The following is a 16,294-nucleotide window of genomic DNA, read 5'->3' as shown; positions in this document are numbered from 1 at the left end:
TGGCCCCTTCGGGCCGGAGTCGCATATGGCCCGCCCCCTTGCCCTGATTCTCATCGCGCTGTGCCTCGCGGTCGCGTCGTCTCGCGCAGCCCCGGCGCATGCCGCCACGCCCCCGCCCGAAGCCGGAACACAGCAGCAGGTCAATGGAACGGGCACGAAGCCCCGCGCCTACCGCTTCGGCGTCATCACGCTGAATCACCCGCTGGTCATCTACCAGCAGTACCAGCCGTTCCTCGACTTTCTCGCCGAACGCCAGCCATGGCGCTTCGAACTGGTACTGGAACACCGCTACTCGACCATCGTGGACAGGCTGGAGGCGGGCACCCTCGACATCGCGCTGCTGGCGGGCCGCACCTTCCTGCAGGCACGGGGCCGCACCCCGCTGATACCGCTCTGTGCCGTCCTGGGCCGGGACGGGACCCCCACGACGCGAAGCCTCATCGTGGCACGCGAAGACCGGCAGGACATCCGCTCGCCGAACGACCTCAAGGGCAAGCGTTTCGCCTTCGGGTCGCCCGACTCCACCGCAAGCTACCTCGCGCCCCTCGACCACCTCACCGAACACGGCATCACCCTCGAAGATTTCGCCACCTATGCCAACCTGACAACGCACGATGCCGTGGCGCGTGCCGTCCTTCGCGGTGAATACGACGCCGGGGCCCTTGGCGAACCCATGGCCGTGCGCTACCTCGGGGTGGGACTCAAGGTCGTGGACGCCACGCAGCCCTTCCCCGGCTTCATCATCGTGGCGCGGGCCGATGTCCCCGAAGAGGTACGCAACGCCCTGCGTGACGCCTTGCTTGGCATCGACCCCGACGCCCCCGACGTGGCCCGACTCTCGGAAGGCTGGAACGAAGTGCTGCGCCATGGATTCGGCACGGTGGACGCCTCGGTGTACGAGATGTTCCGCACCATGGAGCGCAGGGTGGGGCTGTCGCCGGATACGCAGGAGGCACAGCCGTGAGATTCGGGATGCAGGCCAAGTTCATCCTCTTCGCGGTGCCGTGCATCGCCATCTTCGCGGGTGTGCTCAGTTTCGTGACCATCCAGCGCGAAGAGGACCTGCTGCTGCGCAACGCCACGCAACAGGGCATGGGCATCGCGCGCATCTCGGCGGTGCTGTTCACCAACGCCCGTATTTACGAAGACCTCGGCATGGTCGACACGTCGGGCATGTCGGACTATCTCGACTATTTCGTGGCCGACGTCATGCGCCTCGACACGCGTATCGTCTATTTCATGGTCTTCGACCCCGAAGGCCGCGTCATCGCGCACAACAACCTGCGCGAATACGGCAGGCGGCACACCGACGAGACGACCCGCACGGCACTGGCGGCGACTTTTCCGACGGTATCGAGACAGGACACGGCAAACCTCGGGCCCCATCTGGACATCGCGGTGCCGTTGTCCATCGGTTCCAAACGCTGGGGGGTGTGCCGCATCGGCTTCTCGCTGCGCGAGATGTACCGCAGCCTCGACGCCCTGCGCCGCGAGGTACTGGGCATCAGCGCGGTACTGCTGCTGGTGGCCCTCGCCGGGGTCTGGTATGCGGGGCGGCACTTCGCGCGCCCCCTCGCCGCCCTTACGCGCACCATGAACGACATCACCGCACGCGGCGACCTTGCGGGCCCGCTGCCCGACCTGCCCCGTCGCGATGACGAGATAGGCACGTTGCAGGCCAGCTTCATGTGGATGACGCGCAGGCTGCGCGACGCCGAACGCGAACGCCTGCGGGCAGTGGAGGGCATGTACCAGACCGAGAAGCTTGCCACCATCGGCCAGCTGGCGTCGGGCGTGGCCCATGAAATCAACAACCCTCTCGGCGGGGTCATCCTCTGCTTCCGCAACCTCACCGAAGGCGGCATGGACGAAGCCACCCGCCGCCAGCATATCGAGGTCATCGACGACGGACTCGAAAAGATACGGCGCATCGTGCGCGAACTCATGCACTATGCGCGCCCCGCCCCGCTTTCCGTGCGCGAGGCGCGTGCCGACGACCTCATCGACCGCACGCTGGCCCTCGTGGACTACACGCTGCAACGCAGGCGCATCAACGTAGTGCGCCATGTCTCGCCCGACGTGCCCCCCCTTGCCATCGACCCCGACAAGATGGGGCAGGTGCTGCTCAACCTCGTCCTCAACGGGGCCGATGCCATGCCCGACGGTGGCACGCTCACCATCACGGCCCGTCGCGCCGGAGACGACGTTCGCATCGAAGTGCAGGATACGGGTTCCGGTGTGGCCGAAGAGCACCGCGAACGCATCTTCGACCCGTTCTTCACCACCAAGCCCGCAGGCAGCGGCACAGGACTCGGCCTTGCCGTGTCGGCGTCCATCGTCATGCGGCACGGCGGCACGCTGACACTGGAACCGCCGCATGACGAGGCGGGGCCCTCCGATTCCGCACTCTTCATCCAGACGCCGCCTGCACAGTCGCCGCCCGCACCGGAGGCACCATCCGCAGAGGCATCCCCCGAGGGCTGCCCCGAAGCCCACAAGGGAGCCTGTACCGACACGCCCCCGGACACCACCCCGCACGCGCACGGCGGACAACACGCAGGGCAAGACCACCCCGCCGGTGCCACCTTTGTCATCAGCCTGCCACTCGCAAGGGAGACGCCATGACCCCCCACTCCATACTTCTCGTCGAAGATGAACTCTCCATGCGCCTCGGCATGCAGCACGCGCTCTCGCGCGCAGGCTACGAGGTCGCCGCGGCGGACACCGCCGAGGCGGCACGCCACGCCCTGCACCGACGACCCTTCGACCTCGTCATCACCGACCTGCGCCTGCCCGGCATGAGCGGCATGGAACTGCTCGACAGCATCCGCGAGATGCATCCGGGCACGGGCGTCATCCTCATCACTGCCTTCCCCGAAGTGGAACTGGCCGTACAGGCCATCAAGGCCGGGGCCTTCGACTTCCTGTGCAAGCCCTTCCAGAGTGACGGGCTGCTCATCGCCGTCGAACGGTTCTTCCGCTTTCTCGACCTCAAGCGCGAGAACGACAGACTGCGCGGAGAACGTGAAGAAGGCGAGTTCATCGGCGAAAGCCCGGCCATGCTCAAGGTCTTCGACCGCATCCGCGCCCTCGCCGACGCCTGTGTGCCGGTACTCGTGCTCGGCCCCAGCGGGTCGGGCAAGGAACTGGTGGCGGGTGCGCTGCATCGCCGCAGCAAGCGCCGCGACAGGCCGTTCATCAAGATCAACTGCGCGGCACTGCCGGAACAGTTGCTCGAATCGGAGTTGTTCGGGCACGAGAAGGGAGCCTTCACCGGTGCCCAGCAGGCGCGCATCGGCAAGTTCGAGGCTGCCGACGGCGGTACGCTGTTCTTCGACGAGGTGGGCGAGATGCCCCTGCCCCTTCAGGCGAAGCTGCTGCGTGTGCTGGAAGACCAGGAGGTGACCCCCGTGGGGGGCAACACCCCGCGCAAGGTCAACGTGCGCACGGTGTTCGCCACGGCACGGAACCTCGAGGAGGCCATAGCCGACGGCAGATTCCGCGAAGACCTCTACTACCGCATCAACGTCGTGCCCGTGACGCTGCCGCCCCTGCGCGAACGTGGCAGCGACGTGGCCCTTCTCACCGAACGCTTCCTGCGGCGATTCTGCGCCTTGCACGAACGTCAGGCCACGCTCTCGGAACAGGCCCGCCTTGCCCTGCTGGCCTACGACTACCCCGGCAACGTGCGTGAACTGCGCAACGCCGTGGAACATGCCGTACTGCTCTGCACCGAAGGGGAGATTCACGTGGGGCACCTGCCTGAACGCATCCGCGCAGCCACGCAGTCCATGCCACCCGCCTGCGACGATGACGCGGGCGACACCCCGGCGTCCCTTGCCGAAGGGGTGGCACGCTTCGAGAGACGTCGCATCATGGAGGCGCTGGAACGCACGGGGGGCCGCAAGATACAGGCTGCCGACCTGCTCGGTATCAGCCGCAAGCAGTTGTGGCTCAAGCTCAAAGAGCTTTCCATCGACATCTAGCAGAGACATCCGGGCGGGGTTTGTCCGATGCGCACCGAAACCTCCCCGACCTCCTGCCCAAGGGCGGCCCAAGGACGGCCCGAGGGCGGTACAAGGCGCGATTGCGGATAGCTACGGGTGGCCACAGGCTGCGGGGGGGCTGCGGGGCTGCACCCGGTCGACCGCCGGTCGGCAGACTGACCGCAACCGGATGGATGAACGCGGCATGGCAAACCGGATACGCCCATGCAGGCAACGGCACGACAGCGCAGCGTATGGGCGCAATCCTCAAGATAACAGGAAAACCATGTCGCCACAGGTCTCCATCGTCATCCCCAACCACGACTACGGCAGGTACCTCGACGCCTGCCTCGACTCCCTCGCGGCCCAGACCCTTCCGGTGCAGCGGATGGAGGTCATCGTGGTGGATGACGCCAGCGGCGACGACTCACTCGAACGTGCCGCCCGCTGGCAGGCATGCCACCCGTGGAAAGCGTTCACCGTCGTGCCCCTGTCGAGGGTCGGCCGACCGGGCCCCGTCCGCAATGCGGGACTGCGGCGTGCACAAGCGGCGCTCATGCTGTGCCTCGACCCGGACGACACGCTGGCACCAGAAGCCCTTGTACGCATGGTCGAAGCCCTCGACAACGCACCCCATGCCCATGTCGCCAGCAGCGACTACTTCGAACACAGGGGCGAACACATCCGCCGTGTGAACATCCCCGACGACGACAGTAACGTCCTGCCGACGCAGAACCCCTGCCATTCCGCCTCGCTCTTCCGCCGCGAGGTATGGGAGGCCACAGGTGGCTACACCGCCGCCACGGCCTACGAGGACTGGGATTTCTGGGTGCGTGCCGCATCGTGCGGTATGCGGCGGGTGCGCGTACCCTATCCGCTGGTGCACTACCGGCTGCGCGACGACGGATTCTGGGTCGGGGCCTCGGCGGATGACGCGAAGGCCAAGGCCGCCATCGTCCGGCGCACGCCTGCCTTCTTCGCACCGGAGGTACGCGGATGGGCCGTGGCCATCCTGCGCGGAGAGACGTGGATGCCCGCCTTCCCGCGCGGTGTCATTCCCACTGCCGAAGCATTGCGTGCCTTCCGCGACGACTGCATGGCCCGACTCGGCCCGCAGGCGGACAGTCTCTTCACCGCCTTGCCCGGTTGGCCCCGGAAAACCGGGGAGTCCAGTCGGTCCGGAGAAACCGGGCAATCCGGATAGTCCGTGGCCCGACGGCTACCCCCGTAGCGACTGTACAGCCTCGGAGGTCACAGCCCCGACGCCACTCCCGCCGACAAGGTGACGAAGCGCACCCCGCGCTGCAACAGGACGGGAAGGGCCTGCGCCAGCCCCTCACGCGTGCCGCTGGAAGGGCGGTTCATGTGGCACAGCAGGATGGCCCCGGACGGCGCGGCCTCCACGTTGCGCCGCACGGCGGGCGCAGGCAGGGTGGCACCCGCGTCGGCGGCGACGGTGTACCCCGCCACGGTCATGCCCAGCGCCCCCACCACCTGCACCGCCACATCATCGCAGAAGGCAGTGCCGGGTCTGAAGAAGGCGGGGCGCTTTCCCGTGGCGGCAAGAATGGCTCGCGCAGGAAATTCCACCTCCTCCACAAGTTCACGCACGGACACCGTCCCACGGATGCCGTAGGCACTACGCCCCGTCACCGAAGCGGGGCGATGTCGTTCACCATGGTCGGCCATCTCGAAAAGCGGGTCGGCGGCGAGGTCGGCGAAGGCGTCGGGGTGTTCCCGTATCCACCGCCCGGTGACGAAGATGGTCGCCGGAATCCGCAGTCGGCGCAGTATAGCGATAATGCCAGCATCATAGCCGCCACCGCAGGCATCGAGGGTGAGGGCCATGACCTGCGCCCCGGCTGTGTCGGCCAACTGCCCGGACGTGGGGACCTGTTGACCGGATGCTACGCCCCGATGCGGGGTTGCGGGGCCCTGCGCCGGAGTCGCACCACGCTGTCGTGCAAGCGAATCGTCCCCCGTGGGCGATGGCGTAGCGCGTAGCGCAGCGGCAGGAAGATGCGTGAGTACGCCGGGAAGCCGTTCGCCCCACGCCGTGGGTCGCTGTCCGCCAAACCGTGCTTCAAGGCGGGCTGTCAGTGCATCCAGCGACACCATCGGGTCTTCAGCGACGGAAGCCCCCGGTTTACCTCCACGCAGGTCGCTGCCGTCAGCGGCAAGGCCGTACGATGGCGCGGCAATGCATGACACCCACAAGCCCAGCGCCACTGCACCAGCTAGAGAAAACCCGCGACGCACGAAGCCAGCCTGCGTGACATCATCGCAAAGCGATCGGAAACGCATCGACAGCCAACCGACAACCAGCATACTCTTCACCTGAAAAAGACGAGACCCCTGACCACCGCCAAGCATCCGCCAAGGGCTATGCCTCAGCGCATCCGGTCTCGCGCTTGTCGCCACGGCGGAACGCCACAGAAGCCCGCCCAGAAACTCACCCCGACAACTCGTCCCAAACGCTCACCCTGCGGTCACCCGGCACTCACCACTGCGGCCTCTCATGGTCGGCATCCCGGTAGACACCACCCGCCTCAAGTACCCGACAACGCCCCACCCCCCCCGAGGGCCAGTCAACACCCGGTCGACCCAACAGAGCCCCGGCAGACCCGATGCCTTAGCGGGAGAGGCGGCGTCAACCTCTGCGCCACTCACAGCCCGAGGGCTTCCGCAATCAGACGACGCGCACCCTCGGCAGGCAGGTCCAGTCCCGTCCAGATGCGGAATTGCTCGCGCCCCTGTTCCACGAACATGCCAAGCCCGTCCTGCGTCTCCCACCCTGCCGCACGCGCATCGGCGAGAAAGCGCGTCGTGAGGGGGTTGTACACAAGGTCGTAGGCCATGCCACGGCCCGAGAATGCCCCTTCGGGCAAAGGCGATTCGCCCATGCGTGCGCCCTGCATCCCGCACGGGGTGGTGTTGACCACAAGCCCCGCGGCGGCACTCCCGCGCTCATCCCACGGCACGACATCGGCACCGAACGCCCCGGCAAGTTCCATGGCCTTGTCGTGGGTACGGTTGGAGATGCGCACCCGGCGCACCCCCAGTTCGACAAGCCCCGCCAGCACGGCGCGCGCAGCACCGCCCGCACCCAGCACGAGGGCTTCGTCGATGCGCACGCCACGGGCACGCAACGGGGCGAGAAAGCCTGTCACATCGGTATTCTCCCCGCACACGACCCCGTCTTCAAGAAAGAGCGTGTTCACCGCCCCCACCGCCCGCGCCCTGTCCGTGACACGGTCGCACAGGCGCAATGCCTCCTCCTTGTGGGGGATGGTGACGCTGGCACCATGCACAGGCAGCGTGCGCACAGCCTCCATGAACGACGCGAACCTCCCCGGCGGCACGGGCCACGCCATGTACACCGCAGGCAGGCTGTGCAGGGCGAAGCCCCAGTTGTGCAGCAACGGGCTCAGGGTGTGGCCGAGCGGATGCCCGACGATGCCGTACAGCCGTTCAGGGATACGGAACGGGACGCGATGGGCCGATTCGCTCGAATCTGCCGCACAGGGCGATTGAGACAACTTCACCGACCGGGTGGGAATGGGTGCAGACATGGGGCCTCCTGTCATGGAGGTGGAAGGACGATGAGAAAAAGACAAGGGCGGGACGGCAGCGCCGCCCCGCCCGGACGGACAGGCTGAAGATTCGGCCAGCTAGATGACCTTGTTCAGGGCATATTCGATGATGCCCTCGGCCCCTGCCTCACGCAGGCGGGGAATGAGGTCGCGCACCACCCCGTTGTCCACCACGATCTCCACGGCGAACCACGTGTTGTCGCGCAGCCCTGCCACCGTGGGCGAGTTCAGGCTGGGCAACTGGTCGAGCACCGCGTCGAGGCAGCGAGTGGGCACGTTCATCTTGAGACCCACCAGCGAATCGGCACGCAACGCGCCTTGCAGCAGCAGGTCTATCTGCTCGATCTTGCGGCGGCGGCAGGGGTCTTCCCACGCCGCGCGGTTGGCGATGAGCACGGTGTTGGTGAGCAGCACCTCGGAGATGATGCGCAGGCCGTGGGCCTTGATGGTGGTTCCCGTCTCCGTCACCTCGACGATGGCGTCGGCGAGACCTTCCACGACCTTGGCCTCGGTGGCGCCCCACGAGTACTGCACGTTCACCTCGATGCCCGCATCCGCGAAGTACCGCTTGGTGACGCCCAGAAGTTCGGTGGCGATGCGCTTGCCCGCAAGGTCTTCGGGGCGGGTGTAGGGCGAGTCGCCCGCCACGGCCAGCACCCAGCGTGCGGGACGGTTGCTCACCTTGGAGTACACGAGGTCGGACACCACGACCACATCGGACCCGGTCTCGAGCAGCCAGTCCTTGCCGGTGAGTCCCACGTCGAGGATGCCGTCCTCGATGTAACGGGGAATCTCCTGCACGCGGCACAGACGGGCGGTGAGTTCGGGGTCGTTGATCTCGGGGAAGTAGTTGCGGTGATGTTTGCGTATCTTCCAGCCGGAACGGGCGAGCAGGTTGATGGTGGCCTCTTCGAGAGAGCCCTTGGGAATGCCCAGCTTCATGGGAGTGCGGATACTCATTTGTAGACCTCCTTGGGGTCGAACACCTTGGGCGAGCAGATGGAGACCTCGCCGTCCTTCATTTCGCGGTAGAAACAGCTTCTGTACCCTTCATGGCAGGCCGCGCCACCTCTCTGTTCCACGAGCAGCAGAATGGTATCGCTGTCGCAGTCGAGGCGGACGGCCCTGATATGCTGGGTATGTCCCGACGTTCCGCCCTTATGCCACAGCCGGCCACGGCTGCGGCTGAAGTAATGGGCTTCACCGGTCTTGAGGGTCATCTCGAAGGCCTCTGCATTCATCCAGGCCATCATGAGCACCTCTCCGGTGTCGGCATCCTGGGCGATGGCAGGCACAAGCCCGCCAGCCTTGCCGAAATCGGGAACGAAAGCCGTCATCAGGGTGTCCTTTGCTGGAGGTTATGAAACGCCACAAGGGGTGGAATCTACATTTTCCGCAAATGGGTGGCAAGCACCGAAGCACAACCGGAGCATAGGCGTCGCCTACGCGCCCCTACGTGATGCCACGACGTGATGCCCTGACGTGATGCCACGACGAGGTGACATCACCGTGACCATTCCGGTCGATGAGGGAGCGCAGGACAGCGTCAGCCCGCGAGGACAGGGGCAAGGGGTGCAACGTAGGTCCGCACGGGCAGTGCGGCCCGGACGATTCGACGCACCGGGGTGGCAGGTCGCCGGAGTGGCACGTCCGAAAACGGCAGGATGGCCTGTACAGGCAAAACGGGCAGAGGAGGCAGGACGGGCGGGGAGCGTCTCTCCACCGCCCCCGGAAGGGGAACAAGGCGCAATGGTGACGCGCTAGGGAGCACACCGTTTATCATCGAAGACACGGTACGGATGCGAGCCGAAAACGATAGAGCAGAAGAGCACACAGAGGGGCTACCCCGGAGCGGATACACAGCTGCGGGATGGCGGTGGCGAGAACACGGCACAACCCGAGAGGGGGCCAGGGGCGGGCGGGAGGTCGACTGGCATCGACCGGGTAGTCCCCGGATGTCCTTTGACAGGTAGCTTCGCTACTGACGCTGGCATGGCGACTTCGGCAACCGCGCCTGTCCCCCGCCGCGTAACGACTCCATGCGGGCTATGTAGGCAGCCACGTCGAACTTGCCCCGTGCACCGTTGTAGGTCATGCAACGTATCGTGCCCTGCACCGGGCGTTCGCCCCACGGCCTGTCATGCACACCGCCCAGCGACCATGCGATGCCCGCGTAGCCGTTGCTGTCGCGACCGTCGAGGGCCCATCGGTCGTTCTGGCGCACGGCGATGCGCATGGCCTCTTCGGGCGTGGGGGTCCACAGCAAAAGCTGCTTGGCCCAGTACATGCGCATGTAGCCATGGATGACGCCGCACCGCATCAGTTGCGTCTGTCCCGCATTCCACAGGGGGTCTGCGGTACGCGCCTTCTCCAGCGCCGCCTCATCGTAGAGGTGGGGCCGCGGGTCGTCCCTGTGCCTGTCCAGTGTGCCCTGCGCCCATGCGGGAAAGCAGGTCACGGCGTCGTAGTCGGGCGTGTGCAGGCAGAAATTGTCGGCAAGCTCGCGTCGCACCACGAGCTCTTCGATGAAGGAGGCTCGGGCGTCCGCGCTTCCGGCGGTGCTCGCCGTCACCCTCTGCACCACCCGCTGCGCCGCCATCATGCCGAAATGCAGATAGGGCGACAGGCCCGACACGGCATCCGCATTGGGGTCGTTACGCTTCTCGTACCGGTGGATGCGACTGGTGAGAAAGGTCTCCAGCGTCCTGCGGGCCCCCTCTTCGCCGGGGACGGGCGCATCCGGCCCGGTGAGGGCTGGCACGCTACGGTCGGCGGGGTGTGCGGCAAGAAGCGCGTCCCAGTCGGGTGCTGCCATCGCGTCGGGCACGGGGGCTTTCCACGCCGCGACGCCTGACGCCTCGGTCGCAAGAGACGGGAAGGGGTCGAGGTATTCTGGCAACAGGCGGTGAATCTTGGGGCGTAGCGTACGCGCCGCGTACTCGCGCTTGTCGGAGGCCATGCGGCACGGCACCACGTTACGTCCGTCGACCTCGTGCAGCGGGCAGGCGAGTGCCTCGCGCACCTGCCCCAGCCACGCACGCTTGAGGCGCAGCACATCGAAGTCGGTGACAACCAGTCCGGTGCCGTGGGTCGCGGCGAAGCGGGGCACCTCATCCGCAGGGTCGCCTTGCAGCAGGAAGAAGGGGATGCCGTGCTCGCGCAGGGTCTCTGCCGTGCCCCGCATCCCGCGCAGCAGAAAATGGAACTGCCGGTAGGCGGCATCAAGGAACCGGGGCGAGAGGCACCAGACCACGGCGAGAGGTGCACCCGCGGCCTTCGCCTCTCCGATGGCGTGCACCAGTGCCCAGTTGTCATGGGCACGATGCTCGCGGTGCATCCAGTACAGGACGGGGCCGCGCACGGCGCGGCTGTCGCCATGGCGCCACACCCTTCCGGGATGCACCCGCCCGCTCACCTGCTCTCCAGCTGTTCGCGGCACGAACGCAGGTCGCACATGAGGTCGAGCCCCTCCAGCGTCTGATTCACGCGCCAGTAGAACTCCTCCACCTCGAAGGGCTTGGTCAGGAAGTCGTTGGCCCCATGCTTGAGGAATTGTGCGGTCAGCGGCCCGGACCCCACAGCCGAGACCCCCACGATGGCAATCTTGTCCATGCGGTGGCGCTGGCGCAGTTCACGCACCAGTTCGATGCCGTCCATCTCCGGCATCTGATAGTCGGTGATGACGAGGGTCACCTGCGGGTTGGCCTCGAGCACCGCCAGCCCCTCCACACCGTTCTCGGCTTCGAGCACGTTGACGCACTGCACTTCGAGCAATTGCCGTATGATGCCGCGCTGGGTGCGGGAATCGTCCACCACCAGCGCATGGACGAAACGGTTCTTGAAGACACGCTCGATGCTCGTCACCATGGGGTCCATGTCCTGAATGGAGCCCTTGAAGAAATAGTCCACCACCCGCCGTTCGATGAAGCGGCGTCGGATGTCCTCGTTGAACGTGGCCGTGAGCACGATGGACGGCATCTGCCAGTGCAGGCAGAGGTCGACGGCCTCGCCGTCGGGCGCGTCCGGAAGGTTGAGGTCGATGACGGCGACGAAGATGGTGTCATGCGCCTCGCGCAACACGTCTTCGGCGTCGGCCAGCGAGTGGGCCACCCGCACGTCGAACTGTGTATAGGCCTGAATCTGTTTACGGATGATCTTGGCCTGAACCGGACTGTCCTCGATGATGAGCACCGTCCGGGCGATGCTTGCCTGTGTCATGGTCTCCCCCGTGATGGAACATCGTCCACTCTTCAGGCTACACGGTCGTGCGCCGGGACGCAACGCACCTCTCCCCGTCAGCCCCTGACCGGGAGGAATGGTGAAAACATGCCTGCGAAGGCGGAACGCGCGGCTAGGAGACCTGCTGCTCGACCTTGAGGCCGTAGCGTTCCATGCGGGCCAGCAATGTCGGACGCGACATGCCGAGAAGGCGCGCCGCACGTGTGCGGTTGCCGCCGGTATATTGCAGGGCCTCGCGCACGACGATGCGCCCCACATGGTCCATGATGGTCTCGAAGGCGTTGTCGTCACCCCCGGAGAGGGTACGTCGCACCAGTTGCAGCAGGTCGTCGCCTGCCCCTTCGTCGCCTTCGCGGGTGGAGGTGCTGCCGCGCACGCCTTCGAGCGCCTGCCGGATGTCCTCTGGCAGCAAGGGGGCGCCACGGTTGAACACCAGCGCCTTCTGGATGGCATTGCCGAGTTCGCGGACGTTCCCCGGCCATGGATGGGCCTCCATGTAGGCGAGGGCCTCGGTCGAGATGCCGGGGTCGGGGGTGTCCATCTCACGTGCGAAACGGGAGAGGAAGAAGCGGGCAAGCGGGGGGATGTCTTCGCGGCGCTCGCGCAACGGGGGCAGCCACAGGGTGACGACCTTGAGCCTGTAGTAGAGGTCTTCGCGAAAGCGCCCGTCCGCCACGGCGGCTTCGAGGTCGGTGTTCGTGGCGGCGATGATGCGCACGTCCACGGGGATGGTCTCGCGTCCGCCGAGTCTTTCGATCTGCCTCTCCTGCAACAGCCGGAGCAGCTTCGCCTGGATGCCGAGGGGCATGTCGCCTATCTCGTCGAGGAACACGGTGCCGCCGCTCGCCTGCTCTATCTTGCCCACCCTGCGATGGGTGGCGCCGGTGAAGGCCCCCTTCTCGTAGCCGAACAGTTCGCTCTCGAGAAGGGTGTCCGGTATGGCGACGCAGTTGATCACGAGGTAGGGGCGTTCGGCCCGCAGGCTGTGCTGGTAGATGGCACGGGCCACCAGTTCCTTGCCCGTGCCCGACTCGCCGCGTACCAGCACCAGCGCGTCCGTGGGCGCGGCACGGCCGATGGCCTTGTAGACCTCGTGCATGGCGCGGCTCGTGCCCACCAGTGCCTCGGCGTCACCGCCGTCACCGGGCTCGGGCGTCATGGCCACCCGTCCGCGCATCCGGCGGCCCGCCTCCACCGCCTTGTCGATGAGCGCGAGGATGTCGGGGATGTCGAAGGGCTTCAGGATGTAGTCGAACGCACCGAACTTGGTGGCTTCGATGGCCGTCTCGGTGGTGGCATAGGCCGTCATGATGATGACCGGGAGACGGGCGTCGATCTCCCGCAGGGCCTTCAGCGCATCAAGGCCGTTCATGCCCGGCATGCGCACGTCCATGATCACGCACTCGGGCAGTTCCTCGCGCACCATGCGTAGGCCCTGCTCGCCCGATGATGCGCCACGCACATCGTGCCCCTCCACCGCCAGCAAACGCTGGAAGCTCTGCCTCAACTGGTGATCGTCGTCGACGATCAGGATCTTAGCCATGAGTCGTCCTTGAGCGCAGGCAGCACGGCCACAAAGGTGGCGCCGCGGCCCGGCGCGGAATGCAGATGAAGCCAGCCGCCATGCTCTTCGAAGATGCTCTTGGCGATGGGCAGACCAAGGCCCGTGCCCTCCTCCTTGGTGCTGAAGAACGGCTGGAAGATGTCGTCGCGGCGGTCGATGGGCACACCGGGACCGCTGTCGGCGATGCGGATGACGACGGCACGACCAAGCGGGTTGATGATGCCCCGTTCCTCGGTGATGTCGAGTCGTCCGTCGTAGCCCATGGCCTCGCACGCATTGAGCACGAGATTGACCAGCGCCTCCTTGAGTTGCTCCGGGTCGCCCTTGACCACGGGCAGCCGTTCGGCGCGGTGCAGTTGCACCTGCACGTTGAAGGACTCGATGCGGTGCTTGAGCAGTTGCAGCGTGTTGTCCACCACATCGGACGGGCTGACGGTCTGCATCCTGAGCTTGGGCCTGCGCGAGAACTCGAGAAAGTTCGAGACGATGGCGTCCAGATGGCGAATCTCGTCGGCGATGACCTCGAAGTCCTCACGCTGCTGGGTGTCCAGCGTGAGGCTACGTTCCAGCGAGAAGAGACGCAGTTTGACCGACGTGAGAGGATTGCGCACCGAATGCGCCACCCCTGCCGCAAGCTTGCCCACAAGCGCCAGTTTCTCTGTCTGGCGCAGGGTCTCGTGACTCTCTTCAAGCTGCGCCTGCGTGCGGTGCATGGTGTCCAGCAGGTGGCGCACACGCCCCACGAGAACCTCGACCTCGTTGCCTGTCACCTCTCCGCCGAAGGCCCCTTCGAGGGCAAGACGCCGTATGGGCCCCAGCACCTGCCGGTAGATGACCACACCGAGAAGCCCGGCCAGAAAGAGAATGGTGCACAGCAGGGCGATGGCATCGGCCGCCGGGTTCGCGGCGAAGTCCGCCAGAGGTTCGGGCAGCGTCAGACGCCCCCCCACCATGAGTAGGGGCAGGGCTGCTGCCGCCATGGATACCACCACCAGCAGAAAGAGCAGAAGCCCGACGCGAAGCCGCAGGCTCGACGTGATTCCGCCGGGGGGGATGAGCTTCCAGTTCATTGTCGGGCCTCCATCACCGCCACATGTACCCCACTTCTCCAGCACGAACAATCCGTTCGGGAGAGGCGCACGGGGTGCGCGCGCGTCTCGCGGCACGGCGGGACGGCATGAACGGTGCCTCGCCACACCGCATAACGTGGCATGTGGTCATGCGCCCCGATGCATGTCCGAAAGCCCGGACGCACCGCGCCACCGGAATGCACCAAGCGCAGTATACATCATATAGATAGGCGCTTCGCCCTCTGCTGGAGACGTGGCTCTCTCCCGGCAGCCACACGCATGAGATGTCCTTAAAACGTCTCATATCGAAGGGGCCACGGGCAGACGTCGGTCGCCCAGGGCTGCCCCCACAGCCATCGCCGGTACCGCGACCTGCCGACACCCCAGAGGAAAGAGGCACTGGCCACAGAGGAACATGCCCTGAACCGTCGTATGCAGGATGGTGAGGCAAGTCGACCGGAGTGCCCTGCCCCCCACTCACACACTGAACGACCAAACAAAAACATGGGGTGAGACAGACACGGGGCCTCGTTTCTGCTGCCCCCAGAGAACAGAAAACGCGCGTTTTCTGCTCCGGCACCACATCGGAATCGATGACTTGAGGAATGAAAAAAAGTGAAAACGCGACGCGCCCGCCGCGTGTTTTTCGCACATGACTGCGCTTGCGATGGCGGTTGGCCCACGCCTACAGGACGCGCGAGCCTGCCGCCGATTCACAAAAACACAATCAAATCATACGCATATGGAATGCGCCCCTCTTTCCTGCATGACAGGCCACCACGGTGTCACGAGGTGTCCTCACGCAAGAATCGCCTCACTTGCCCCTTCGAAAACGACAAAAAACGCGTCTCGACCCGATCGAAAAACGTGGTTTCCTTCCCGTCGAAATGATCAAAAAAACGCTCTGCGTAGTGGAGCAAAACACTCAAAACCAGCGCACTCCACCTCGCGTTTTCTTGCATTCAGCAGCGGATTGTGCGAAGTTTTCGCGGTTGTACCGCAAAGCATCTTCCGAACAACACAGCCGCGCGGTCAGGCCGCGCACCGCAAAGGGAGGTTCCATGAAACGTCTCGTCAAGCTCGTACTCGGCCTCGCCCTCGTACTCGGCCTCGCTGCCACCGCCTCCGCGAAGCAGCTCGTGGTCGCCCACGACACCAATTTCAAGCCCTTCGAGTTCAAGGGTGAAGACGGCAAGTACACCGGCTTCGACATCGAACTGTGGCAGGCCATCGCCAAGATCGCGGGCGTGGACTACAAGCTGCAGCCCATGGACTTCAACGGCATCATCCCCGGCCTCCAGACCGGCAACGTCGATGTGGGCATCGCTGGCATCACCATCAAGCCCGAACGCGCCGCCGTGGTCGACTTCTCCGACCCCTACTACGATTCCGGCCTGATGATCCTCGTCCGCGAGAACGAGACGGGCATCAAGGCTGTCGAAGACCTCGCGGGCAAGATCGTCGCCGTGAAGACCGCCACTTCGTCCGTCGACTTCATGAAGTCGTTCGGCAAGGCCAAGGAACTGAAGCTGTTCCCCAACAACGACAGCATGTTCTTTGAACTGATGGCTGGCGGTGCCGATGCCGTCATCTTCGACATGCCCGTCGTGAAGGAATTCGCCATGACCGCCGGCAAGGGCAAGGTCAAGGTCGTGGGCCCGCTGTATCAGGGCCAGTCCTACGGCATCGGCTTCCCCAAGGGCAGCGAGCTTGTGGGCAAGGTCAACGACGCCCTCAAGCAGCTCAAGGCCGACGGCTCCTACGACAAGCTCTTCGTGAAGTGGTTCGGCTACGCCCCCGAAAAGAAGTAGCCTGCAACGCCTTGCGCATGTAACACATAGG

General features: G+C 65.5%; 13 protein-coding genes. 5 read left to right on the top strand and 8 right to left on the bottom strand.

What is annotated here, in order from left to right; all coding sequences use genetic code 11:
• The first annotated feature begins 25 nt into the window (after window positions 1-25).
• From DVU_RS00600 to DVU_RS00585, 4 genes are all read left to right on the top strand, one after another.
• Window positions 26-964 carry a PhnD/SsuA/transferrin family substrate-binding protein gene (locus tag DVU_RS00600; protein WP_010937431.1) on the top strand — a complete coding sequence of 313 codons (939 nt, stop codon included), beginning with the start codon at window positions 26-28 and terminating at the stop codon, window positions 962-964.
• Window positions 961-2,625 carry an ATP-binding protein gene (locus tag DVU_RS00595; protein ID WP_010937430.1) on the top strand — a complete coding sequence of 555 codons (1,665 nt, stop codon included), beginning with the start codon at window positions 961-963 and terminating at the stop codon, window positions 2,623-2,625. Before DVU_RS00600 ends, DVU_RS00595 begins: the two co-directional genes overlap by 4 nt.
• The gene (locus tag DVU_RS00590; RefSeq protein WP_010937429.1) at window positions 2,622-3,986 is read left to right on the top strand and encodes a sigma-54-dependent transcriptional regulator; all 1,365 of its coding nucleotides are present in this window, start codon (window positions 2,622-2,624) and stop codon (window positions 3,984-3,986) included. Before DVU_RS00595 ends, DVU_RS00590 begins: the two co-directional genes overlap by 4 nt.
• Window positions 3,987-4,272: 286 nt before the next feature.
• On the top strand, window positions 4,273-5,190 hold the full coding sequence (locus tag DVU_RS00585; protein WP_010937428.1) for a glycosyltransferase family 2 protein: 918 nt from the start codon (window positions 4,273-4,275) through the stop codon (window positions 5,188-5,190).
• Window positions 5,191-5,237: 47 nt separating this feature from the next.
• On the opposite strand, the gene DVU_RS00580 is transcribed toward DVU_RS00585, so the two are convergent.
• From DVU_RS00580 to DVU_RS00545, 8 genes are all read right to left on the bottom strand, one after another.
• Window positions 5,238-6,290, bottom strand: a complete 1,053-nt coding sequence (locus DVU_RS00580; RefSeq protein ID WP_223295121.1) for a polysaccharide deacetylase family protein — start codon at window positions 6,288-6,290, stop codon at window positions 5,238-5,240.
• 362 nt (window positions 6,291-6,652) lie between these two features.
• Window positions 6,653-7,558 (bottom strand): shikimate dehydrogenase, encoded by a 906-nt coding sequence (gene aroE, locus DVU_RS00575; protein ID WP_010937426.1) that lies wholly within the window; start codon window positions 7,556-7,558, stop codon window positions 6,653-6,655.
• 99 nt (window positions 7,559-7,657) lie between these two features.
• Window positions 7,658-8,539 carry an ATP phosphoribosyltransferase gene (gene hisG / locus DVU_RS00570; protein ID WP_010937425.1) on the bottom strand — a complete coding sequence of 294 codons (882 nt, stop codon included), beginning with the start codon at window positions 8,537-8,539 and terminating at the stop codon, window positions 7,658-7,660.
• On the bottom strand, window positions 8,536-8,916 hold the full coding sequence (gene hisI / locus DVU_RS00565; protein WP_010937424.1) for a phosphoribosyl-AMP cyclohydrolase: 381 nt from the start codon (window positions 8,914-8,916) through the stop codon (window positions 8,536-8,538). Before hisI ends, hisG begins: the two co-directional genes overlap by 4 nt.
• Before the next feature lie 641 nt (window positions 8,917-9,557).
• A complete protein-coding gene (locus DVU_RS00560; RefSeq protein WP_014524192.1) occupies window positions 9,558-10,994 on the bottom strand; it encodes a deoxyribodipyrimidine photo-lyase in 1,437 nt (478 codons plus the stop codon).
• Window positions 10,991-11,797, bottom strand: coding sequence for a response regulator (locus DVU_RS00555; protein ID WP_010937422.1), 807 nt, complete (start codon window positions 11,795-11,797; stop codon window positions 10,991-10,993). The genes DVU_RS00560 and DVU_RS00555 overlap by 4 nt, the downstream gene beginning before the upstream one ends.
• 133 nt (window positions 11,798-11,930) lie before the next feature.
• Complete coding sequence (locus DVU_RS00550; RefSeq protein WP_010937421.1) at window positions 11,931-13,361, bottom strand: sigma-54-dependent transcriptional regulator; 1,431 nt, start codon at window positions 13,359-13,361, stop codon at window positions 11,931-11,933.
• A complete protein-coding gene (locus DVU_RS00545) occupies window positions 13,346-14,452 on the bottom strand; it encodes a sensor histidine kinase (RefSeq protein ID WP_011793127.1) in 1,107 nt (368 codons plus the stop codon). The genes DVU_RS00550 and DVU_RS00545 overlap by 16 nt, the downstream gene beginning before the upstream one ends.
• Window positions 14,453-15,513: 1,061 nt before the next feature.
• On the opposite strand from DVU_RS00545, the gene glnH reads away from it, so the two are divergent.
• Window positions 15,514-16,263: a glutamine ABC transporter substrate-binding protein GlnH gene (glnH, locus tag DVU_RS00540; RefSeq protein WP_010937418.1), complete on the top strand. Its 750-nt coding sequence runs from the start codon at window positions 15,514-15,516 to the stop codon at window positions 16,261-16,263.
• Window positions 16,264-16,294 lie beyond the last annotated feature (31 nt).

The sequence above is a fragment of the Nitratidesulfovibrio vulgaris str. Hildenborough genome (assembly GCF_000195755.1).
Lineage (GTDB): Bacteria > Desulfobacterota > Desulfovibrionia > Desulfovibrionales > Desulfovibrionaceae > Nitratidesulfovibrio > Nitratidesulfovibrio vulgaris.
The sequence above is the reverse complement of the archived record's forward strand: the minus strand, read 5'-3'. Positions and strand labels throughout refer to the sequence as shown.